A 22507-nucleotide genomic window follows, 5' to 3' on the forward strand; every position below is an offset into this window, starting at 1 on the left:
AAACCACTTGGTTTAAAAACGTGTTTAGTTATTTCTATTATTAGTTGCCTCCTAACGATTGTTTCTATTAAAGCAGCTTATAACTTACCACATACCGATCATATGAATATGGATCCACTTCGACTTGCCGCTCAAATTGTATCAGGAATTGGTTTTTTAGGTGCTGGCGTAATTTTAAGAAGAGGCAACGATAGCATTGCAGGACTCACGACTGCCGCTATGATTTGGGGTGCTTCTGGTATTGGTATTGCCGTTGGAGCTGGTTTCTATATCGAGGCAATTTTCGGAATGTGTTTTCTTATGATTAGTGTCGAACTTATACCATTGACAATGAAGTTTGTAGGTCCTAGATCATTTCGTCAACGTGATATTGCAGTGAAACTTGTTGTGCGAAATATGGACAATATCCCGGTTGTAATCGAGGAGATAAAAGAAATGGATATAAACGTTAAAAATATGAAGCTTAAAACGTTAGAAAACGGTTCTCACTATTTACATCTTAAACTGTCCATTGATCAAAAAAGACATACCGCTGATGTTTACTATACTCTCCAGCATCTTGAAAGTGTCCAACAAACTGAAGTGGAAAGTATGTAGCATAAAATAAACTCTCTTTAATTAGAGAGTTTTTCTTTTTTCTATAATGGTAACAATGAATGTAGTCCTGCAAAACAAGGAGGAATTTACTATTGAAATCCCGTCCGAATTTAGTAGATACATTTCGTGATTCCATTATTTTTCGTTTAATTTGTTTTATTATTGTACTCACTGCTTTTTCTGGTTTTCTTATACATAGATTAGAACCCTCTCATTTCACTACATGGTTTGACGGAATTTGGTGGTCAATTGTTACCATTTTTACAGTTGGATATGGCGACTTTGCTCCCCATACAACGATAGGAAAACTAATAGGTATAAGTATTATTTTATTAGGAACTGGCTTTTGTTCTTATTATATGGTTCTATTCGCTACTGAGATGATTAGTAAACAATACATGAAAGTTAAAGGTGAAGAAGCCGCTACCTCTAACGGTCATATGATTATCGTTGGCTGGAATGAGCGTGCAAAACATGTTGTAAAGCAAATGCATGTACTACAACCAAACCTTGATATCGTTTTAATTGATGAAACACTTTCTTTACTCCCAAAACCCTTTCATCATTTAGAATTTATAAAAGGTTGTCCGCATCACGATCAAACTTTATTAAAGGCTAATATTGCAACGGCACACACCATATTAATAACAGCGGATAAAGAAAAGAACGAAAGCTTAGCAGATACACAGTCCATTTTAAATATTTTAACTGCGAAAGGACTCAATCCAAACATTCACTGCATCGCCGAACTACTTACTACTGAACAAATTCAAAATGCAACGAGAGCGGGCGCGTCAGAAATTATAGAAGGAAATAAATTAACGAGTTATGTATTTACCGCTTCTCTTTTATTCCCTTCTATTTCAGGTGTACTATTCTCACTTTACGATGAAATCTCTGATAACAAATTACAACTGATGGAGCTTTCTCCGTCCTGCACCGGACAAACCTTTGCAAATTGTAGCTATACCCTTCTAAAACAAAACATTCTCTTACTAGGTATAAAGCGTGATGATCAATATATGATTAATCCAGTCCATACCTTCATTCTTATCGAAAGCGACATACTCATTGTTATTCACCATTAATAAAATGACGCTCTAGTTCTTGCATGAGCACTTTCCCAATATTGATATATTTTCTTTTTACATCTCCATCTGGATCTTTCGGTTCAGCAAATTGATCCATCCCACTCGTTCCAGCGGTTAAAGTATTCACATTATCATCTAGTTCGTCTTGATATACGTGCGAAAGAATATACGGCGTTTCAAGACGGACTACTACACCAGGTACATCCAGTTCACCATCTACTGCTGTAAACGGCACTCGTAAAAATTGATACCCATCTTCTTCATCGATTTTGTAATCGAAGCATCCTTTATCATAATCCCAATTACCACCAATGCTATATCCAAGTGGTTTCATAATCTCTTCTAACTTAAATAGCGCATATGTACGTCCTTCTAAATTTGATTGAATTGGAATCAAGTCCATCCCTCCAAGACTTTTCCTTTAGCATACCCACTCTAGCTTGAATATACTGATGGACTTTTCGATAAAATAATAAAAAGCGACCGGATTCCGGTCGCTTTTTATTATTTTAAACGCTCTTCTAATTCTGCTTTTAATTCTTCAAATCCTGGTTTACCAAGTAAAGCAAACATGTTCTTCTTGTATGCTTCTACGCCAGGTTGGTCAAATGGATTTACCCCTAGTAAGTAGCCGCTCATCGCACATGCTTTTTCGAAGAAGTATACAAGGTAACCGAATGTGTACTCATTTAATTCAGGAATATTGACGATTAAGTTTGGTACTCCCCCGTCGCTATGTGCAAGTAATGTACCTTCGTATGCTTTTGTGTTTACAAAGTCTACAGTTTCACCAGCAAGGTAATTTAATCCGTCTAAATCGTTTTCTTCTGATTCGATTGTTAGTTCATGTGTAGATTTACCTACTTTAAGAACTGTTTCAAATAAGTCACGACGACCTTCTTGAACGTATTGACCTAATGAGTGTAAGTCAGTTGAGAAGTTTGCTGAAGATGGGAAAATACCTTTTTGATCTTTTCCTTCACTTTCACCAAATAACTGTTTCCACCACTCAGCGAAGTATTGAAGTGCTGGCTCATAGTTAACAAGCATTTCAATTGTTTTTCCTTTATTGTATAAAGCGTTACGAACTACTGCATATTGGTAAGCTGGGTTTTCTTCTAGTTCTGATGTTCCGAAGTCATCATGACCAGCAGCTGCACCTTTCATCATCTCTTCAATATTTAAGCCACTTACTGCGATTGGTAATAAACCAACTGGCGTTAATACAGAGAAACGTCCTCCAACATCATCTGGAATAACAAATGTTTCGTAACCTTCGTTATCAGCTAATGTTTTTAATGCACCACGTGCTTTATCTGTAGTTGCATAAATACGTTTGCGAGCTTCTTCTTTTCCATACTTTTCTTCTAATAACTTACGGAAGATACGGAATGCTAGTGCTGGCTCTGTTGTTGTACCTGATTTGGAAATAACGTTAATAGAGAAGTCTTTACCTTCTAATACGTCCATTAAATCTTTCATGTAAGTGGAGCTAATGTTTTGTCCAACAAATAGCACTTGTGGAGTTTTACGTTGTTCTTTAGAAAGCGTGTTGTAGAAAGAATGGTTTAACATTTCGATTGCTGCGCGTGCCCCTAAGTAAGAACCACCAATACCTACAACAAGTAAAATGTCAGAGTCATTTTTAATTTTTTCTGCGCATTTTTGAATGCGAGCGAATTCTTCTTTGTCATATTGAAGCGGAAGGTCTACCCACCCAAGGAAATCGTTCCCAGCTCCAGTTTTTTCGTGGATTGCGTGATGTGTTACTTTCACTGCATCACGTAAATAAGTGATTTCATGTTCACCGATGAAGGATAACGCTTTAGAATAGTCGAACGTTACATGTGTACTCATCTTTTTCCCTCCAATTATGGATATGTATTTCTGTATTCACTTTAGCGAAACTGAAGTTGTAAATCAAGCGATTCAACCATTGTAAACGTAACCAATATATATTTTTTAGAAAAAGTTCATTTTTTGCATAAAAATTCGTATTTTTCGGTATAGATGTATATACATCATCTTTCGAACATTTTTTATGTATAAAAACAACATAACTACCCCATTCTATAAAAGAGTTAATTAACTCATCGCTTGCTCATGCTTCACAATTAAGGGGGGCTTTTTCATGAGTACTTTGCAACGTATCGCATTAGTCTTTACTGTAATTGGCGCTGTGAACTGGGGACTAATCGGATTTTTCCAGTTTGACTTAGTAGCAGCCATTTTCGGTGGACAAAATTCAGCTCTTGCACGTATTATTTACGGCATCGTTGGTATATCTGGGCTTATCAATCTTGGTTTACTGTTTAAACCATCTGAAAATCTTGGTACACACCCAGAAACAAACGAAATTCGATAGTCAGTATGTCCTTTCACCTCCGACATACGAATATGATTGCATGCAATCATATTTGCAAATATATATCATAAGATAAAGTAAAAGAGGAACGCTCATATGCGTTCCTCTTTTACTTTGTTAACTCGGACTCTTCAATCCATTCTGCCAACTTTTCTCGCAGCGTATTAAATCCGTTTTCAGATGGGTTCGGTATAAGAATCCTTCCTTGTTTTCTTTTCGCCGCTTTTAACGATAAACTCATTTTTCTGTGCTCTTCATCAATTGAAAGTACCTTTACTTCTACTGTATCGCCGACTTTTAAAAAGTCATGAATATCCTTTACATATCCATTTGTAATTTCAGATATATGCACAAGTCCTTGTGTTTCTGCATCTAACGCTACAAATGCACCGTAATCTTGAATTCCAGTCACTTTCCCTGTTACAACCACTCCTGTTGTATATTGTTCTGACATATGAAACACTCCCATACGTTTACCATTCTCTCTACAATTATAAAGAGCAAAGCAGATATATTTATTTTAAATATCCGATTGGTTAGTACGCATTCTAGATAACGTTATCTAGAATGCGTATACCTTATATTAGTAAATTATACCACTATGACAGAACTCATTCAAAATTCATGAAAAATTTCCCTTAAAGAAGTATAATTCTCCAATATTGGGATAGACTACTAACACATGGCTTTCTAGTATTCCCCCCCTTTTATGGACAAAACGTATTACGTTTTGTCCTTTTTTTATTTTCTACAAACCGTTCCATTCTCTTCATCGCTTCCATAAGTTGTTCAAGCGACGTTGCATATGAACAACGAATAAATCCTTCACCACTTTCGCCAAATACGCTACCAGGGACAACGGCCACTTTCTCTTCCAACAATAACTGTTCTGCAAATTCCGCTGAAGATAATCCGGTTGAAGATATAGCAGGAAAAACATAAAATGCTCCGCCCGGCACATGACACGTTAAGCTCATTTCATTGAAAGATGTCGTCATGAAGTTACGACGCTTCTTATAGCTATCTCTCATTCGAATTACTTCATCGTTCCCTGCGCGTAACGCCTCAAGTGCTGCAAACTGAGACATCGTCGGTGCACACATCATTGAATACTGATGGATTTTGAGCATTAATTCTGAAAATTGAACAGGAGCTGCAATCATACCGAGGCGCCATCCTGTCATCGCAAATCCTTTTGAAAATCCTGAAATTAAAATCGTATGCTCACGCATATTTTTAATACTCGCGAAACTTGTATATACTTCGTCGTATACAAGTTCTGCATAAATTTCATCAGATAATACGATTAGATTGTACTTCTCAACAATCACTGCTATTTCTTCAAGCTCGGATTTATTTAGCATTGCACCTGTCGGGTTATTTGGTGAACAAAGCAAAATTGCCTTTGTTTTCGCTGTAATAGCTGCTTCAATTTGTTCTGGTTGTACTTTAAACTCGTTTTCTAACGTAGTCGCCACAGGAACCGGAACTCCTCCAGCTAATGTCACAAGTGGTGCATAAGAAACGAAGCTCGGTTCAATAATGAGCACTTCATCATCAGGATTTATAATGGCGCGCATCGCTACATCTAACGCCTGGCTCGCTCCAACTGTAACAATGATTTCATCACTTGGATCATAAGATACTGCAAATTGTTTTTTTAGATACTTTGCTATTTCTTGACGGAGCTCCAATAATCCTGCATTTGCTGTATATGACGTATACCCTTGTTCCAAAGAACGAATACATGCTTGCCTTACATTCCAAGGTGTAACAAAATCCGGCTCTCCTACCCCGAGGGAAATAACACCTTTCATATTTGCTGCTAAATCAAAAAATTTTCGAATACCAGATGGTTTTAAAGATTCTGCTGATCTAGATAGTTCAAATTGCTTCATGGTGTCACCACAATTCGCTTATCATCATCGTCTTTTTCATAAATAACGCCCTCATGTTTATACTTCTTCAAAATGAAATGAGTAGTTGTAGAAACAACAGATTCAATTGTTGCTAATTTCTCAGAAACAAACATCGCTACTTCTCCCATCGTTTTCCCTTCTAATGTAATAGAAAGATCATATGTCCCTGACATTAAATAAACGGATTTCACTTCTGAATAACGATAAATTTGTTCAGCAACCGCATCAAACCCAACGCCATGCTTTGGCGTAACTTTCACATCGATCATTGCCGTTAAACCTGTATGTTCTTTCACCTTCGTCCAATCAATATGTGTTACATAATCCACAATAATCTTTTCATTTTCTAACCTCGCAACCATCTTCTTTACTTCTTCTACCTCTATATTTAACAGCTTCGCTAATGTATCTACAGATAATCGACTACTCTTTTCAAGACAAGCTAATAATTCTAATTCTTTTTCTGTCACCATATAAATCATCCTTCCTTTTCGTTTGTGTTTAAATTATACAAATACCCTTTCCAGTTTGAAAAGAAGATTTTTCTATTGAATTATGTCAAAATAAAGTGAAACTTTAATCAGTGGAAAAATGCGTGATAAAGCGAAAGGGGATGGAATCGTGAAACCAAAAGTTTATATTGCTGAACCAGTTCCAACATTTGTAGAAAACTATTTATCAGAACACTGTGATTATGAAAAATGGGATCAAAATGAGAAAGTACCCCGTGATGTTCTATTAGAAAAAATACAAGATAAAGATGGGTTATTAAATTTCGGATCTGCTATTAATGAAGAATTACTGACAGTGGCTCCTAACTTAAAAGTAGTGAGCAACATTTCTGTCGGTTACGATAATTTTGATTTACAAGCGATGAAAAACCGAAATGTTATCGGAACGAATACACCATACGTATTAGATGATACAGTAGCTGATCTCGTTTTCGCCCTTATGTTATCTGCTGGGCGCCGTGTTTGCGAACTCGATTCTTATGTGAAAAATGGTGAATGGAACGCTGAAATTGGAAAAGAACACTTCGGACTAGATGTACACCATAGCACAATTGGTATTATCGGTATGGGCCGAATTGGAGAAGCCGTTGCAAAACGAGCAAAATTCGGATTTGATATGAATGTTCTTTACTATAACCGCCGTCGTAAAGAAGAAGCTGAACAAAAATTCGATGCTACATATTGTGATTTACAGACGCTACTGGAGCAGTCTGACTTTATTGTTCTTCTTACTCCATTAACAGATGAAACATATCACCTTATCGGAGAAAAGGAATTTTCATTAATGAAAGAAACAGCAATCTTCATTAATGCTTCTCGCGGGAAAACAGTAGATGAAGAAGCGTTAATCCATGCTTTAACAGAAAAGAAAATCTTTGCAGCAGGTATCGATACATTTACACAAGAGCCGATTCAAAAAGATAATCCACTCTTATCATTACAAAATGTTGTGACTTTACCACACATCGGATCTGCAACATTAAAAACTAGGCAGCAAATGGCTATGACCGCCGCTGAAAATTTAGTTGCAGGATTACAAGGAAAAACACCGCCTAATATTGTTCGCGGGTAATACTGAATAAACGAAAGGCAAGATGACATCGTCATCTTGCCTTTTTTTGTTAACATATTTTCTTCTTCCTTGGAGATGATATGAACAAAAATCAATGGAGTGACAAAAAATGAATCACGAATATACTTGTCCTTATTTCACTTTTTCCACTCGCGGCACTACTATTCATTACGAATTGTATGAACACGATAACAAAACAGAACGTCCTACTTTCGTACTCGTTCACGGCTTTTTATCTTCCTCATTTAGTTACCGTCGTCTCATTCCCTTACTATCGAAAGCAGGAACAGTGATTGCTCTTGATTTACCACCGTTCGGAAAAAGTGATAAGTCTCATCTGTTTAAGTATTCTTATCACAATTTAGCAACGATTATTATTGATTTAATTGAACATTTATCTCTCTCAAACATTGTATTAGTTGGGCACTCTATGGGTGGGCAAATTTCTCTCTATGTAAACCGTATACGTCCTGAACTCATTTCAAAAACGATTTTACTATGCAGCTCTAGCTATTTAGCACGCGCAACCTTACCTTTACTATACTCTTCTTATTTACCGTTCTTTCATTTATACGTAAAGAACTGGATTATTAGACGCGGTATTGTTCATAACTTAATGAATGTCGTTCATGATCACTCATTAATTGACGATGAAATGAAAAAAGGTTACTCCGCTCCTTTTTATGACGACCGTATATTTCCCGCTTTAACTCGCATGATACGAGACCGTGAAGGTGACTTATCTTCAACTGAATTACAAAAAATCGAAACACCTATCTTGCTCATTTGGGGTGAAAAAGACCGCGTCGTCCCTGTACATGTAGGTCATCGTCTACACAAAGATTTACCGAATTCAAAATTTATTTCTTACGAAAATACAGGACATTTACTACCTGAAGAAAAGCCTAAACATGTTTATGAAGAAATTATCGCTTTTTCTGCGCAATAAAGTGAAACTTTAATCAGTCCCCACCTAACTTCTTTGCTTCCGCTGAATTTTGAGGTGGGGTCTTACTACCAAGCAAATAGCGGGATAATATAAAAAAGGCTGTCGGAAATTCCGACAGCCTATAATGAACAACTTCCGCCTTCTTTTATTACAAGTAATTCCACAGCTAACTTCTCACATTTTTCAAGCGCAGGTACTTCCTCAAAAGACATAAAGTATATATGTTGAATCTTCTTTGCGATGTATTTTGGATCATCAAACACACTTATGACGTTCACAACATCGCTCGCTTCTGTTTCATAAAACTCCGGTCCCATTTGAAACGGATCCCAATTCTTCACAACCTCTATCATCTTTTCATATGTACCCATTCGCTTCCCGCCTTTTCACTTTTTAATACTTTTCTTTATCCTATCACATCAGCTATTCTATAAGAAGAGAGAGAACTTTCGTAACTTATTGGTTTTACAGAAGAAGGGGGCAAACTTATGCAACTATTTCATAAAGCAATCAATCGACGTGGAACGCATAGTATAAAATGGGATACATATAAAAACGAAGAACTTATCCATGCTTGGATTGCTGATATGGATTTTGAAGTACCAAAACCAATTCAAACTGCCTTAAAACAACGGATCGAACATCCGATTTTTGGCTACACACTTCCCCCTGAAAATATTGGGGATATTATTTGTAACTGGACAAAACAACAATACGACTGGGACATTCAAAAAGAATGGATCGTCTTTAGTGCAGGGATCGTTCCAGCTCTTAGTACGAGCATACAGGCTTTTACAAAAGAAAACGAATCCGTTCTCGTACAACCACCTATTTATCCTCCATTTTTCGAAATGGTCACAACAAATAATAGGCAGTTATGCGTGAGTCCATTACAGAAACAAAATGATACATATGTGATAGACTTCGAGCATTTAGAAAAGCAGTTTCAGCAAGGCGTCAAACTCATGCTTCTTTGTAGCCCTCATAATCCAATCGGACGCGTTTGGACGAAAGAGGAACTTGTGCAGCTCGGATCGTTATGTACTAAATATAACGTAATCGTTGTCGCGGATGAAATTCATTCCGATATCATTTATGCAGACCATACACATACACCGTTCGCTTCCTTATCTGAAGAATTAGCAGAACGCACTATCACTTGTATGGCTCCAAGTAAAACATTTAATATCGCTGGATTACAAGCGTCGATTATTATCATTCCAAACGAAAAACTCCGTCACGCCTTTACAGCTATCCAATATAGACAAGGCTTCCACGGGTTAAATATCTTCGCCTACACAGCGATGCAAAGTGCCTATACAGAATGTAATGATTGGCTAAACGAAATTCGATTATATATAGAAGATAATGCTCAATTTGCTTATGAATATATCAAAACTCACATACCTGCTCTTTCCGTAACGAAGCCAGAAGGTAGCTTTTTATTATGGATTGATTGTTCTCGTCTAAAGCTTTCTCAAAACGAGCGTACTGCATTACTTGAGGAAAAAGGAAAAATCATCGTTGAACCTGGTGAGAAATACGGGTTAGGTGGGGAAGAACATATTCGAATTAACATCGGCTGTCCACGATCTGTTTTAGAAGAAATTTTGAACAGACTGCGTCATACGTTTTCATAATAAGAAAAGAGGCTGTCATAAATCATTTTAGGACAACCTCCTTTATCCATATCTTTTCAATTACTTTTCACAAAAAAAGCTACCATGCACGGTAGCTTTTACTTTTTCTTCATATCCGATGCTTTTTTTACAATGACACCACAAGCAATTCGATCACCTGATTTACCTGTCGGTTGTGTCATACCATCATCAGCGTTTTCTGTAATAATAATAGACGCTCCATCTTTTCTATGAATCGTTGTTTTTCCTTCTTCAAGCGTTATGTGCGGCGCGTCGATTTCTGCCTTGATCTTTCCAGAACCGTCTGCAATTACGTTCGGTAAATCACCGTTTTCTGCACCCTTCGGATTAAGAAGACCATGTTTTTTATCATCAGGATTAAAATGATTCCCGGATGATTCAAAACGAGGTGCCTTACACTCTCCGATTTCATGTACATGTAGTCCGTGTGGTCCTGGCGTGAAACCTTCCCCTTTAATCGTAATTTTCACTCCACTTGTTTGCTGAACTACTTTCGCAGTCCCTACTTCATCTCCTGAAGCATTATGTAATTTCACTTCAATTTCTTTCGGCTTTCCTTGGTCACAACCTGCCATCAGAAATAATAAACAACAACTGAAAAAAAGCCGTTTCTTCATTCCATTCCCTCCAAAATATATTCTGCCCTTAGATTGTCCGAGCATAGAGGGAAACATACAAAAATGCGTTACTGTTTCTTTTCAGCTAATAGTTTTTCTTCAACTTTCTGTAATCGCTCTGCTTCTCTTTTTGATATACGAATAAACATGCGCCACGTGGCAATAGCACCGATAATAAATAGAACGCACACAATCCCTGGAATAATATATTCTGTTTTATCTTCCGGAAAATATAAAGGCATCATAACGAACACTCCTTAATTATAGGATTCAAAAAAACATCAGAATTTTCTGTTATATATCTTTAAATTATAGTTGAACCAGTTCATATTCTCAAGAGGCGTTCCGAAAGTGAATGATTTCTTTGACTCCTCCTCCTACTTTCCTTACTATAAACTTGAGGTGAAAAATATGAGAGAAACATTTGAAATTGGTGAAATCGTTACTGGTATTTATAAAACAGGAAAATACATCGGCGAAATTACAAATAGCCGTCCTGGTAGTTATGTCGTAAAAGTATTAGCTGTTTTAAAACATCCGGTGCAAGGTGACTTACATAACGTAAAACAAGCTGACGTACCATTTTTCCATGAAAGACGCGCTTTAGCTTTTCGTGAGCAAACGAACATTCCACAGCAAATGGTAAAGAAATATGAAGGAGAAATTCCTGATTATACCGAGTCACTAAAATTAGCATTAGAAACTCAAATGAATTCATTTTCTGAAGATGATTCACCTTTTGCAGAGCGTAGTCTAGAAACATTAGAACAGTTAAAGAAGGACTACAAACTCTAAAAAAACAAAACGACCAAATTACATAATGTGCAATTTGGTCGTTACTGTGTGCTCACTTTCTTTAACACTTTTGAAAAATCAACGAGTTCTCCTAATGTTGGTGGTGCTGGTTTTACTAAATACTCTTTATCTTTTTCTACTAGTTTAAAAATATTGTACGTCGTCATCGCATCATCAAGCGCACAATGATGCTTCCCTGTCCCTACTTTTCCGTACGCCTCAATTGCTTTCCATAATCCTGTTTGATTTCTTTCCCCAAAAAACTTCTTATACTCAAGCGATAAATCACGACACTGCCCGAAGAATGGAAAAGCTATCCCTGCCATTTCACAATTATGCTTCAGCACTTTCATATCCATATTTCCCCACGTTACAATTGTCGGTTTACATTTCGTTTCGTATTCTGCAAGCTTCTTAACGAGTTCAGGAAATGAAATCCCTTTATCCACGACTTCTTGTTTTATTCCTAAAAACTTCTTACATCGATCCGTTAAGGAGGGAAATGTTTTCGGCCTGACATGTGATGAATACGTATCTTCCACCTTACAGCCAGCAACTGAAACGAGTCCTACCTCAATAATTTCCGGAAAAAATCCTTTCGGTTTTTTTCTATGCTGGGGCATCGTAAACTCAAAGTCTAAAAATAAAAATCGTTGTTCATCCATACGATCCCTTCCTTATCATTTTTGTCATTCCTTTCTATTTGACACTCCTACACGAACAAGCTCGAATGCTAATTCCATTTTAAATATTCAGATTGGATGTATCTTATATATATGTCAAATGCCCACAAATATTTTAAAAAATAAGAAAAAATGACCTATGCAGAAAATATGACAAAATCCCTCCTTTCATTTACATCCGCAGTTTTTCTACTTTATAATGACGTTATGTGTGTTTCATCTAGTTAATATTTGACACACTAAGAAAAATGAATGAAAGGAGATGAGATTTTTGCACGAAACAACGCAAGAACTCGCTAACTGGCAGTATTATTTTGCTATCGCAGTCTTTTTAATTACATATGCCATTATTATTTCTGAAAAAATTAATCGCGCTGTCATCGCACTTCTTGGTGCAGCACTCATGGTAATTGTGGGGGTCGTCGATTTACATAACGCCTTTACGAAACATATTGAATGGGGAACGATTACGCTACTCATCGGTATGATGATTTTGGTGAACATTACGAGTAAATCAGGTGTTTTCCAATACGTTGCCATTAAAGCAGCAAAAAGGGCACAAGGAAATCCAATTAAAATTTTAATTTCCCTTTCCCTACTTACTGCGCTTGGCTCCGCATTTTTAGATAACGTTACAACTGTACTTCTTGTTGTTCCAGTTACTTTATCTATTACGCGCATACTGCAAGTAAATCCTGTTCCTTATTTACTTTCTGAAATTATTTTTTCAAACATTGGGGGAACGGCAACATTAATTGGTGATCCACCTAACATTATGATTGGTTCTGCCAATAAACATTTAGACTTCAATGCTTTCCTATTGAATCTAGCACCAATCGTAATTATTATTATTGGAGTTACAGCAACAATACTTTACTTCATGTACCGCAAACAATTAATTGCCGATCCTGTACAAGTCAAAAAATTAATGAGCTTAGATGAAAAACAATACATTAAAGATCCAGTATTAATGAAAAAATCTTTAACGGTACTTGGACTTACAATTGTAGGTTTCATGACTCATTCTATTTTCCATATTGATGCGGCTATCATTGCCTTAACTGGTGCTACTGTACTTATGTTAATTGGTGTGAAAGAGCATGAAATTGAAGAAGTATTTGCAAGCGTAGAGTGGGTAACAATCTTCTTCTTCGCAGGGCTATTCGTACTTGTTGGAGGACTTATCGATATCGGTCTTATCAAAATGTTAGCTCAAAAAGTAATTGGTATAACAGGCGGAGATATTTCTTACGCATCCATCCTTATTTTATGGGTATCTGGTATCGCCTCTGCAACAATTGATAACATCCCATTTGTCGCAACAATGATTCCACTTATTAACGATATGGCAGTTGGGCTAGGCTTATCACCATCTGACGCACAAATCGATGTATTATGGTGGGCATTAGCACTAGGTGCTTGTCTCGGCGGAAACGGAACATTAATCGGAGCTTCTGCTAACGTAATCGTTGCAGGTATCGCGAGCCGCGAAGGGCATAAATTTAGTTACATGGAATTCCTAAAAGTCGGTTTCCCAATTATGATCGTTTCATTAATCATTTCTCACATTTATATTTATTTACGCTACCTTATGTAGTAGAAAAAGCGCCCTGATAATCAGGGCGCTTTTTTACTTATATCTAAAATATATCGACTTATCAACAGAAACGAAAAATCTACTCTTTATATCTCACCGGTTCATTTCGAATAATAAATAAATGAATCGGTAAGAAAACCGAAAATGTGATTGTATGAATAATCGTAAACAATATAGAATTCGTTCCGTATCTATCTAAAATTGCGTAGATAAGATAAATAGACAGCACAATCGATACAGCTGTTGCTAATAAATATAGAATTGGTACGAAGTTAAAAATGAAACATGCGACATATATGCCGAATACTTTCCATCCCGCTTCTTCTTTTAAGAAATCCGGTAATTTGTCTTTTGCTAAATCACCCCATATCTTACTATTTAAAAAAGGAATAAACGCAAGAGCACCATCCGTTGCACCATCATTTTTCGCCATCGTATACAGTGCAAAAGCCGTTAATAAATACGCAATAATTGCCCAAATCAATACAACAAGAATAAACGCAAAACTAAGAGCAAAGAAACCTGCTAGTACGCCTTGATCCTCCATCTTATCCTCTCCTCTCTACTTTCAACATATTTCATTACATTGCAAGTTATGTTTTAAAATTTATCCAAACTCTTTGTATAATAAGAGAAGAAAGAGAATAAGAGAGGAGAAACACGTATGCATCCATTTGTAAAAGCATTACAAGAGCATTTTACAGCTCATCAAAATCCTGAAAAAGCAGAACCTATGACTCGTTATATGAAAAATCACTTCCCATTTCTAGGTATTCAAACACCGGAAAGGCGTCAATTATTAAAAGACGTCATTCAAATACATACTCTCCCAGATAAAAAAGACTTCCAAATTATTGTACGCGAGCTTTGGGACTTACCAGAACGTGAATTCCAAGCGGCCGCACTTGATATCATGCAAAAATATAAAAAGCATATAAACGAAACTCATATCCCCTTCTTAGAAGAACTTATTGTCACAAAATCTTGGTGGGACTCTGTCGATAGCATCGTCCCTACATTCTTAGGTACTATCTTTTTAAAACACCCAGAATTAATTTCTGCGTATATTCCAAAATGGATTGCATCAGATAACATATGGTTACAACGTGCCGCTATTTTATTCCAACTGAAATATAAACAAAAAATGGATGAAGAACTTCTTTTCTGGATTATTGGGCAACTACATTCTTCAAAAGAATTTTTCATTCAAAAAGCGATTGGCTGGGTCCTTCGTGAATATGCAAAAACAAATCCGGATGTAGTTTGGGAATACGTGCAAAACAATGAACTCGCTCCATTAAGTAAGCGTGAAGCAATTAAGCATATTAAACAAAATTACGGAATAAATAATGAAAAAATAGGCGAGACTCTATCATAGATAGACACGTTCCTCTATTGAGATTTAAAAAAGAACGTGTTAGAATATGTTCATTATTATTAATATAAGTAGCGATGACGGACTTATAAGTACTTGCATAAAAAGCGATTCAGGGATAGTGAAAGCCTGAAGCCGCAAGGAAACGGCAGTCCCGAGCAATACATGATAAAGTGGATGCACCTTTTGTGTATCAACTAGGGTGGAACCGCGGGCAAACGCTCGTCCCTAGGCAAATAAGCCTTGGGATGAGCGTTTTTTTATGTTCTTTTTAGCATATACTGCTCGTTTCCAAAGTATCAGAGTATATCATCGCCAATACGTTAACTTTCAAAAGGAGGATTTTCTTATGTATTCAATGGAACAAGTTGTAAACTTAGCGAAACATCGCGGTTTTGTTTTCCCTGGTTCTGAAATTTACGGTGGTCTTGCAAACACTTGGGATTACGGTCCACTTGGAATCGAATTAAAAAATAACGTTAAAAAAGCTTGGTGGAAAAAATTCATTCAAGAATCTCCACACAACGTTGGTTTAGACGCAGCTATTTTAATGAACCCTAAAACTTGGATCGCTTCTGGTCACGTTGGTAACTTCAACGATCCAATGATCGACTGTAAAAAATGTAAAGCTCGTCACCGTGCTGACAAATTAATTGAGGATGCTTTAGATGCAAAAGGCATTGAAATGGTTGTTGACGGTCTTACTTTCGACCAAATGGCTGACTTAATGAAAGAACATGAAGTAAAATGTCCTGATTGCGGTAGTGAAGAATTCACTGAAATCCGTCAGTTCAACTTAATGTTCAAAACATTCCAAGGTGTTACAGAGTCTAGCACAAACGAAATTTTCCTTCGTCCTGAAACAGCACAAGGTATTTTCGTAAACTTCAAAAACGTTCAACGCTCTATGCGTAAAAAGCTTCCATTTGGTATTGGCCAAATCGGTAAGAGTTTCCGTAACGAAATCACGCCTGGTAACTTCACATTCCGTACACGTGAATTCGAACAAATGGAACTTGAATTCTTCTGTAAGCCTGGTGAAGATTTAGAGTGGTTCGCATTCTGGCGTGAAACTTGTAAAAACTGGTTACTTTCACTTGGTATGACTGAAGAGAGCATGCGTCTTCGTGACCACGGTGAAGAAGAGTTATCTCACTACAGTAATGCAACAACTGACATTGAATTCAAATTCCCATTCGGTTGGGGCGAACTTTGGGGCGTTGCATCTCGTACAGACTTCGACTTAAAACGTCACATGGAACACTCAAACGAAGACTTTAACTATATCGATCCACAAACGAATGAGCGTTACGTACCATACTGCATCGAGCCATCTTTAGGCGCAGACCGCGTAACATTAGCATTCTTATGTGATGCATATGAAGAAGAACAATTAGAAAACGATTCTCGTACAGTTCTTCGTTTCCACCCTGCTTTAGCACCATACAAAGCAGCTATCTTACCATTATCTAAAAAGCTATCTGAAGGTGCTACTGAAGTATTTGCAGAATTAGCTAAAGACTTCATGGTAGACTTTGATGAAACTGGTTCTATCGGTAAACGTTACCGTCGTCAAGACGAAATCGGTACACCATTCTGTATCACATACGACTTCGACTCAGTTGAAGACAAAGCTGTTACAGTACGTGACCGTGACACAATGGAACAAGTTCGTATGCCAATTAGCGAACTAAAAGGTTTCTTAGAGAAGAAAATCCAGTTCTAATTATAAGAAAAAGAGGCTGCTCATAAGAGCGCCTCTTTTTTACTTTTCACGTTTTTCTTTAATTGCTACTGTACATCTTGATATACATAGTAAATCATCATTTTCATCAATAATGCGAACATCCCAAACCATTGTCGATTGTCCTCTATGTATCGGTGTCCCAATCGCTGTTACAATTCCATCTTTCTTTGAGCGAATGTGGTTTGCATTAATTTCTAATCCGAAACAAATACATTTTTCTTGATCAATCAAATTGTATGAACCAACACTTGCCACTGTTTCTGCTAATGCAACCGATGCACCACCATGTAAAAATCCAAACGGCTGATGCGTACGCTCATCAACAGGCATCGTAGCAACCACCTTTTCTTCTGTCATCTCTAACAACTCAATTCCAAGTGAATCCATTAAAGTTTTTGCCATATCGCTTCCTCCTTCTCTTACTTTAATTAAATGTATAATTTTACCTATTTATTTTCAAACTACTTATAACACTTATATAAGGAGGCTTCACCTAAATGAAACAGAAATTTTGTATATTACTGCTTATGTTCTCCTTGCTGACTATTGTACCAAATTGTGCAATAACAGCCAAAGCATCTAACCTGACAATCGATGTTAAGACTGTAACGCAAAAAGGTAAGAAACCTTATATAGAATATCAAATAAATAGGCCTTCTTTTCACAACTTTTCTGACTCTAAATTTCAAAATAAGCTCAATTTATATTACAAAAAATCCACTGACAAATTTAAAAAAAAATTAGAAAAAGAAGCAAAAAAATATTATAAAGAGACAGAAGGATCTAGTACACCATTTCATCCGTACGTAGCAAATGTCGATTATAAAGTCTCATTAAACAAACCACCTTTTCTTAGCCTATATGTGAATTACTATCAATATACTGGCGGAGCACATGGTCTTTATACGTGGAAGGCAAATACATTTGATTTAAACGAAAAAAAGCTACTGCACTTAGACGATTTATTTCAACAAAAAGATAAATATAAAGATGTAATCCGTGCAGAGATCGTAAGACAAATTAAACAAAATGAAAGTATTTATTTTCCTGATGCAACTGAAAAGGTAATGAGTATGAAAAAGTTTCACTTCTTTTTAGAGCCAGACAATCTCGTCATTTATTTCCCTTTATATGAAATTGCTCCGTATTCAAGTGGAATTCCGCAATTTCGTATTCCATATACATTGCTAAGAGACTATTTAAAGCCTTCTTATCAAAATATTTTGATTGACAACAAGTAAATATTTTCGCTACGATAATGTTAACCTAAAAACAACAGGAGGTTAACATTATGAGGAGATTTCATGTTTTAGATTTAGCATTAGCTGCCATGTTCGTCGCTCTTATGGCCATTGGTGCAAATATTGTATCTTGGGCACCATTCCTGCAAGTAGCGGGCATCCCATTATCTATGCAACCATTTTTCGCAATTTTAGCAGGTCTTCTTCTTGGAAGTAGACTTGGTGCCTTATCCATGACTGTATATATGCTCGTTGGCGTAGCCGGCGCACCAATCTTTGCTAACTTCAAAGCTGGATTTGGAGCACTTTTAGATCCTACTGGTGGTTTTATTATCGCATTTATTATCGTTGCTTACGTATCGGGAAAACTAGTAGAACAAAAAGAAAGACCAACATTCATTACATTTGCTATTGCCTCTTTCACAGGAATTATTTTAACTTATATAATCGGTACTACTTACATGTACGGGGCAGTCAATCTCTTTATGGGCGGTAATATGAGTTATAAAGCTGCTTGGATGATTATGATGTGGTTCGCAGTAAAAGATATTGCATTTACAATTATCGGTGCTATTATCGCACCTCGCATATACTATGCTGTGCGTCGTTCTGCTTATCAGCATTCTCATTCGACGATTTCATAATAAAAAAAGAGTTATTTCAACAAGCTGAAATAACTCTTTTTTATATTAAGACTCTTGATTCGCTTGTTCTTCTAAAATTTTCTTCATCATCGCAACCATGTCATCACGTAATTCTGGGTGTTGCAGGGCCATTTCAATTGTCGTTTGAACGAATCCTAGCTTTTCACCTACATCGTAGCGCTTTCCTTCGAAATCGTAAGCAAATACACGTTGGATTTCATTTAAGCTTTGGATTGCATCTGTTAACTGAATTTCACCGCCAGCACCGACATGTTGCTGTTCTAAGAACATAAAGATTTCAGGCGTTAAAATGTAACGGCCCATAATCGCTAAGTTTGAAGGTGCTGTACCTTGTGCTGGTTTCTCAACGAAATTGCGAACTTGGTAACGACGACCTTCTTGTTCTAATGGATCGATAATTCCGTAACGGTGTGTTTCTGTTTCTGGAACAGTTTGTACACCAATAACAGAAGAAAGTGTTTTTTCATACTCATCCATTAATTGACGTAAACATGGTTTCTCAGCTTGGACAATATCATCACCTAGTAACACTGCAAATGGCTCATCACCAATGAATTTACGTGCACACCAAACAGCATGTCCTAGTCCCTTCGGCTCTTTTTGACGGATGTAATGAATATCTACCATTTTTGAAGAAGCTTGTACTTTTTCAAGCAACTCATATTTTTTCTTCTCTAATAAGTTTTGTTCTAGTTCAAATGCGTTATCAAAATGATCTTCGATAGAGCGCTTTGTTTTACCAGTAACGATAATAATATCTTCGATTCCCGATTTCACTGCTTCTTCTACAATGTATTGAATCGTTGGTTTATCTACTATCGGTAACATTTCTTTCGGCATTGCTTTCGTTGCTGGTAAAAAACGTGTTCCTAATCCAGCTGCTGGGATTATCGCTTTTCTTACTTTTTTCATCACAAAATACCCTCTCTCCTGTCGGAATTAATAGCAATCATTTCCTACATAAAACAAAAGGGAGATTTCGCTCCCTTTTGTTCCTTACTACTTAAAATTACTTTGTATTATAAACGATTCATAATGTCTTCTTTAATAGTAAGTAACTTTTGTTCACTATTTTGTAAAGAACTATCTTGTACACCGAAGTAGAACTTAATCTTCGGTTCAGTTCCAGATGGACGTAGGCAGAACCATGAACCATCCTCTAATTGATATTTTAACACATTTGATTTCGGTAAGTGAATCTCTTCTTTATGTCCATCTTGTAAAGATGTAATGATGCTTGCTTTATAATCTTCAACTGCTACGACTGTTAAGCCTGCTACTTCTTTCGGAGGATTCTCACGGAACGTCGCCATCATCTCTTGGATTTGTTCCGCTCCATCTTTTCCTTTTAACGTTAACGATACAAGGTCTTCACGGAAGAAACCATACTTCTCAAATACTTCTAATAGACCATCATATAACGTTTTCCCTTGTGATTTGTAGTATGCAGCTACTTCACATGCAAATAGGACAGATTGTACTGCATCTTTATCACGGCAGAATGGACGGATTAAATAACCATAGCTTTCCTCATAACCGAATTGGAATTCGTATTGTCCGCTTTCTTCATACTGTCTAATTTTCTCACCGATAAATTTAAATCCAGTTAACGTATCAACTGTATCTAAACCGTATGCTTTTGCAATTGTACGGCCAATTTCAGACGTTACGATTGTTTTTAATACGACACCGTTCTCTGGAAGTATTCCGTTTTCTTTCTTTTGAGATAGTAAGTAATCAAGCATTAATGCACCTGTTTGGTTACCTGTTAATACTTGGAACTCACCATTATGATTACGAACAGCTACACCAAGGCGATCTGCGTCAGGATCAGTTGCGATTAATACATCTGCGCCTACCTTTTCACCGTCACGAATTGCATACTCAAACGCGGCGTGCTCTTCTGGGTTCGGTGATTTTACTGTAGAGAAGTTTGGATCTGGTAACTCTTGCTCTTTTACAACTGTTACATCTGTAAATCCAACTTCTTCTAAACCACGGCGTACAGAAATATTTGATGTTCCGTGTAATGGTGTAAAGACGATTTTTAAGTCTTTGCCGGCCTTTTCCACCATTTCTTTATTAATGATGACATTGTTCAATTCTGCAGCATATGCATCATCTACTTCTTGTCCAATAATATGTAATAAACCGTCAGCTTTTAATTGCTCTACATCAGCGACTTCAACTGTTAATTCATCTTCTATTGCATCTACGTAGCTAATTAACTCATCCGCTTCTTTTGGCGGCAACTGTCCACCATCTTCACCGTATACTTTGTATCCGTTATATTCAGGCGGATTATGGCTTGCCGTAAGAACGATTCCACTTACTGTATGTAAATGACGAACTGCGAAAGAAAGTACTGGCGTTGGACGTAAGCTTTCAAACACATATGTTGTGATACCACGTGCACCAAGTGTAGCAGCGACTTCCATTGCAAACTCAGGTGATTTATGACGAGAATCATAGGCTACAACAACACCTCGTTTTTTCGCTTCCTCACCTAACTTTTCAATAAAGCTTGCTAATCCTTTTGTTGCTTTACGAACTGTATATACGTTTAAACGGTTCGTACCAGCACCAAGTTCACCACGCATACCACCTGTGCCGAACTCTAGGTTTTTATAAAAGCTATCCTCGATTTTCTTCTCATCTTGCTTCATGTTTTCTAGCTGTTCTTTTAATTCTGCATCTAATTGTGCGTAAGAAAGCCAGCGACTAAATTCTTGTTTCCAATTCATTCTTCTCTCTCCTCTCGCTCGTCATACCTTTATTATATGAAAAAAACATGCCGTATCTCAATATTTTATAAAATCTAGCAGGATTTTACTAGGAATATTTGTATACACTATTGTTAAATACTCCACTAAAGGGAATGAGGATTATGCACGAATGGGGCTTGTCAGAAGAGCTCAAAATACAAACAAAGCAAATGATTGAAATTGCTGAAAGAGAACTATCGATTATGAGGAACGCAATCGATAAAGAAGATGAATGCATTTTATGCAAAATGGAAGATATTCATCATATGTTGGCAAATGTACAAACATTGGCAGCTACATACTATATTCAGGCATATTTATCACCTTATACGGAAAGTTCATCTTTTATTACAACAGCTATCCAACATTTAAGCGTCAGAAAACATGGTGCTCTTATCGTTGTGGAACGAAACGAGACGCTTGAAGCTTTCATTCAAACTGGAACGACATTAAACGCTCACTTAACTGCACCATTACTCGAATCAATATTTTATCCAGGTAACCCTCTTCATGACGGTGCCGTTCTCGTAAAAAATAATCATATTGTCTCAGCTGCTAATATTCTTCCTTTAACGAAAAGTACAGAAGTTGATCCTGAGCTGGGAACACGGCACAGAGCTGCAATTGGCTTATCAGAAAAGAGTGATGCACTTATATTAGTTGTCTCTGAAGAAACGGGCCGTACTTCTTTTGCCTTAAATGGGATTTTGTATACGATTTCTTTATAAAGTGAAACTTTAATCAGCCCTCACCAATCAAGAGTTTACGAGCAGCTCGATCCACACTTAACTTCTTTGCTTCCGCTGAATTTTTGAGGTGAGGGTCTTACTGCCCGGCAAATAGCTAGATAAACAAA

Annotated in this window: 26 protein-coding genes (1 of these 26 only partly in view); 13 read left to right on the forward strand and 13 right to left on the reverse strand. The window is 36.8% G+C overall.

Annotated features, from left to right (window positions below; translation table 11 throughout):
• Both BCG9842_RS24375 and BCG9842_RS24380 read left to right on the forward strand, forming a co-directional pair.
• A protein-coding gene (locus BCG9842_RS24375; RefSeq protein ID WP_000386682.1) for an MgtC/SapB family protein crosses the window boundary here: on the forward strand, positions 1–597 show its 3' portion. It extends 84 nt beyond the left edge of the window; 597 of the gene's 681 nt are visible here — the last part of the coding sequence; its start codon lies beyond the left edge, outside the window; it ends in the stop codon at positions 595–597.
• A gap of 92 nt (positions 598–689) precedes the next feature.
• The gene (locus BCG9842_RS24380) at positions 690–1685 is read left to right on the forward strand and encodes a potassium channel family protein (RefSeq protein WP_000842324.1); all 996 of its coding nucleotides are present in this window, start codon (positions 690–692) and stop codon (positions 1683–1685) included.
• Here the strand turns inward: BCG9842_RS24380 and BCG9842_RS24385 are convergent.
• Both BCG9842_RS24385 and BCG9842_RS24390 read right to left on the reverse strand, forming a co-directional pair.
• Positions 1672–2085, reverse strand: coding sequence for a YugN-like family protein (locus tag BCG9842_RS24385; RefSeq protein ID WP_000612326.1), 414 nt, complete (start codon positions 2083–2085; stop codon positions 1672–1674). The two genes, BCG9842_RS24380 and BCG9842_RS24385, sit on opposite strands and share 14 nt — an antisense overlap.
• A 107-nt stretch (positions 2086–2192) precedes the next feature.
• Positions 2193–3545: a glucose-6-phosphate isomerase gene (locus BCG9842_RS24390; protein ID WP_000103654.1), complete on the reverse strand. Its 1353-nt coding sequence runs from the start codon at positions 3543–3545 to the stop codon at positions 2193–2195.
• 274 nt (positions 3546–3819) lie between these two features.
• Here BCG9842_RS24390 and BCG9842_RS24395 point away from each other — a divergent pair, with 274 nt between their 5' ends.
• Positions 3820–4053, forward strand: coding sequence for a DUF378 domain-containing protein (locus BCG9842_RS24395; protein ID WP_000105788.1), 234 nt, complete (start codon positions 3820–3822; stop codon positions 4051–4053).
• A gap of 109 nt (positions 4054–4162) precedes the next feature.
• Here BCG9842_RS24395 and yugI read toward each other — a convergent pair whose 3' ends face one another.
• From yugI to BCG9842_RS24410, 3 genes are all read right to left on the reverse strand, one after another.
• On the reverse strand, positions 4163–4507 hold the full coding sequence (gene yugI / locus BCG9842_RS24400) for a S1 domain-containing post-transcriptional regulator GSP13 (protein WP_000003764.1): 345 nt from the start codon (positions 4505–4507) through the stop codon (positions 4163–4165).
• 253 nt (positions 4508–4760) lie between these two features.
• Entirely contained in the window at positions 4761–5951 is a 1191-nt protein-coding gene (locus BCG9842_RS24405; RefSeq protein WP_000808530.1) for an aminotransferase, read from the reverse strand.
• Complete coding sequence (locus tag BCG9842_RS24410) at positions 5948–6445, reverse strand: Lrp/AsnC family transcriptional regulator (protein ID WP_000255696.1); 498 nt, start codon at positions 6443–6445, stop codon at positions 5948–5950. Before BCG9842_RS24410 ends, BCG9842_RS24405 begins: the two co-directional genes overlap by 4 nt.
• Before the next feature lie 118 nt (positions 6446–6563).
• Between BCG9842_RS24410 and BCG9842_RS24415 the strand changes: the two genes are divergently transcribed.
• Positions 6564–7556, forward strand: a complete 993-nt coding sequence (locus BCG9842_RS24415; protein WP_001205003.1) for a 2-hydroxyacid dehydrogenase — start codon at positions 6564–6566, stop codon at positions 7554–7556.
• A 109-nt stretch (positions 7557–7665) separates the two neighbouring features.
• The gene (locus BCG9842_RS24420; protein WP_001015203.1) at positions 7666–8505 is read left to right on the forward strand and encodes an alpha/beta fold hydrolase; all 840 of its coding nucleotides are present in this window, start codon (positions 7666–7668) and stop codon (positions 8503–8505) included.
• 119 nt (positions 8506–8624) lie between these two features.
• Here the strand turns inward: BCG9842_RS24420 and BCG9842_RS24425 are convergent, their stop codons facing one another.
• On the reverse strand, positions 8625–8876 hold the full coding sequence (locus BCG9842_RS24425; RefSeq protein ID WP_000537641.1) for a YugE family protein: 252 nt from the start codon (positions 8874–8876) through the stop codon (positions 8625–8627).
• A 117-nt stretch (positions 8877–8993) separates the two neighbouring features.
• On the opposite strand from BCG9842_RS24425, the gene BCG9842_RS24430 reads away from it, so the two are divergent.
• A complete protein-coding gene (locus BCG9842_RS24430) occupies positions 8994–10145 on the forward strand; it encodes a MalY/PatB family protein (protein ID WP_001175811.1) in 1152 nt (383 codons plus the stop codon).
• A gap of 98 nt (positions 10146–10243) precedes the next feature.
• Here BCG9842_RS24430 and sodC read toward each other — a convergent pair whose 3' ends face one another.
• Together sodC and BCG9842_RS31445 are read right to left on the reverse strand one after the other, a co-directional pair.
• The gene (gene sodC / locus BCG9842_RS24435; RefSeq protein WP_000746518.1) at positions 10244–10783 is read right to left on the reverse strand and encodes a superoxide dismutase [Cu-Zn]; all 540 of its coding nucleotides are present in this window, start codon (positions 10781–10783) and stop codon (positions 10244–10246) included.
• Positions 10784–10851: 68 nt separating this feature from the next.
• A complete protein-coding gene (locus BCG9842_RS31445; RefSeq protein ID WP_000982756.1) occupies positions 10852–11028 on the reverse strand; it encodes a hypothetical protein in 177 nt (58 codons plus the stop codon).
• Between the two features lie 166 nt (positions 11029–11194).
• Between BCG9842_RS31445 and BCG9842_RS24445 the strand changes: the two genes are divergently transcribed.
• Complete coding sequence (locus tag BCG9842_RS24445; protein WP_001209326.1) at positions 11195–11578, forward strand: kinase-associated lipoprotein B; 384 nt, start codon at positions 11195–11197, stop codon at positions 11576–11578.
• Positions 11579–11619: 41 nt separating this feature from the next.
• Here the strand turns inward: BCG9842_RS24445 and kapD are convergent, their stop codons facing one another.
• Positions 11620–12243: a 3'-5' exonuclease KapD gene (gene kapD / locus BCG9842_RS24450; protein WP_000344356.1), complete on the reverse strand. Its 624-nt coding sequence runs from the start codon at positions 12241–12243 to the stop codon at positions 11620–11622.
• Between the two features lie 289 nt (positions 12244–12532).
• Between kapD and BCG9842_RS24455 the strand changes: the two genes are divergently transcribed.
• On the forward strand, positions 12533–13858 hold the full coding sequence (locus BCG9842_RS24455) for an ArsB/NhaD family transporter (RefSeq protein WP_000545235.1): 1326 nt from the start codon (positions 12533–12535) through the stop codon (positions 13856–13858).
• 79 nt (positions 13859–13937) lie between these two features.
• On the opposite strand, the gene BCG9842_RS24460 is transcribed toward BCG9842_RS24455, so the two are convergent.
• A complete protein-coding gene (locus BCG9842_RS24460) occupies positions 13938–14405 on the reverse strand; it encodes a hypothetical protein (protein ID WP_000390065.1) in 468 nt (155 codons plus the stop codon).
• A gap of 117 nt (positions 14406–14522) precedes the next feature.
• Here BCG9842_RS24460 and BCG9842_RS24465 point away from each other — a divergent pair, with 117 nt between their 5' ends.
• Together BCG9842_RS24465 and BCG9842_RS24470 are read left to right on the forward strand one after the other, a co-directional pair.
• On the forward strand, positions 14523–15236 hold the full coding sequence (locus tag BCG9842_RS24465; protein WP_000553316.1) for a DNA alkylation repair protein: 714 nt from the start codon (positions 14523–14525) through the stop codon (positions 15234–15236).
• Between the two features lie 346 nt (positions 15237–15582).
• Positions 15583–16959 carry a glycine--tRNA ligase gene (locus BCG9842_RS24470; RefSeq protein ID WP_000287148.1) on the forward strand — a complete coding sequence of 459 codons (1377 nt, stop codon included), beginning with the start codon at positions 15583–15585 and terminating at the stop codon, positions 16957–16959.
• 39 nt (positions 16960–16998) lie between these two features.
• Here the strand turns inward: BCG9842_RS24470 and BCG9842_RS24475 are convergent, their stop codons facing one another.
• Positions 16999–17382: a hotdog fold thioesterase gene (locus BCG9842_RS24475; RefSeq protein WP_001140616.1), complete on the reverse strand. Its 384-nt coding sequence runs from the start codon at positions 17380–17382 to the stop codon at positions 16999–17001.
• Positions 17383–17477: 95 nt separating this feature from the next.
• On the opposite strand from BCG9842_RS24475, the gene BCG9842_RS24480 reads away from it, so the two are divergent.
• Together BCG9842_RS24480 and BCG9842_RS24485 are read left to right on the forward strand one after the other, a co-directional pair.
• Positions 17478–18221 carry a DUF3298 and DUF4163 domain-containing protein gene (locus BCG9842_RS24480; RefSeq protein ID WP_000810323.1) on the forward strand — a complete coding sequence of 248 codons (744 nt, stop codon included), beginning with the start codon at positions 17478–17480 and terminating at the stop codon, positions 18219–18221.
• 50 nt (positions 18222–18271) lie between these two features.
• Positions 18272–18865: a biotin transporter BioY gene (locus BCG9842_RS24485; RefSeq protein WP_001252163.1), complete on the forward strand. Its 594-nt coding sequence runs from the start codon at positions 18272–18274 to the stop codon at positions 18863–18865.
• Positions 18866–18910: 45 nt separating this feature from the next.
• On the opposite strand, the gene galU is transcribed toward BCG9842_RS24485, so the two are convergent.
• Both galU and BCG9842_RS24495 read right to left on the reverse strand, forming a co-directional pair.
• Positions 18911–19798 carry a UTP--glucose-1-phosphate uridylyltransferase GalU gene (gene galU, locus BCG9842_RS24490; protein WP_000757823.1) on the reverse strand — a complete coding sequence of 296 codons (888 nt, stop codon included), beginning with the start codon at positions 19796–19798 and terminating at the stop codon, positions 18911–18913.
• 107 nt (positions 19799–19905) lie between these two features.
• Entirely contained in the window at positions 19906–21630 is a 1725-nt protein-coding gene (locus BCG9842_RS24495; RefSeq protein ID WP_001104214.1) for a phospho-sugar mutase, read from the reverse strand.
• A gap of 143 nt (positions 21631–21773) precedes the next feature.
• Between BCG9842_RS24495 and cdaS the strand changes: the two genes are divergently transcribed.
• The gene (gene cdaS, locus BCG9842_RS24500; RefSeq protein ID WP_000545256.1) at positions 21774–22379 is read left to right on the forward strand and encodes a sporulation-specific diadenylate cyclase CdaS; all 606 of its coding nucleotides are present in this window, start codon (positions 21774–21776) and stop codon (positions 22377–22379) included.
• The last annotated feature ends 128 nt before the right edge of the window (positions 22380–22507 follow it).

It is taken from the genome of Bacillus cereus G9842 (genome assembly GCF_000021305.1).
GTDB lineage: Bacteria > Bacillota > Bacilli > Bacillales > Bacillaceae_G > Bacillus_A > Bacillus_A thuringiensis_S.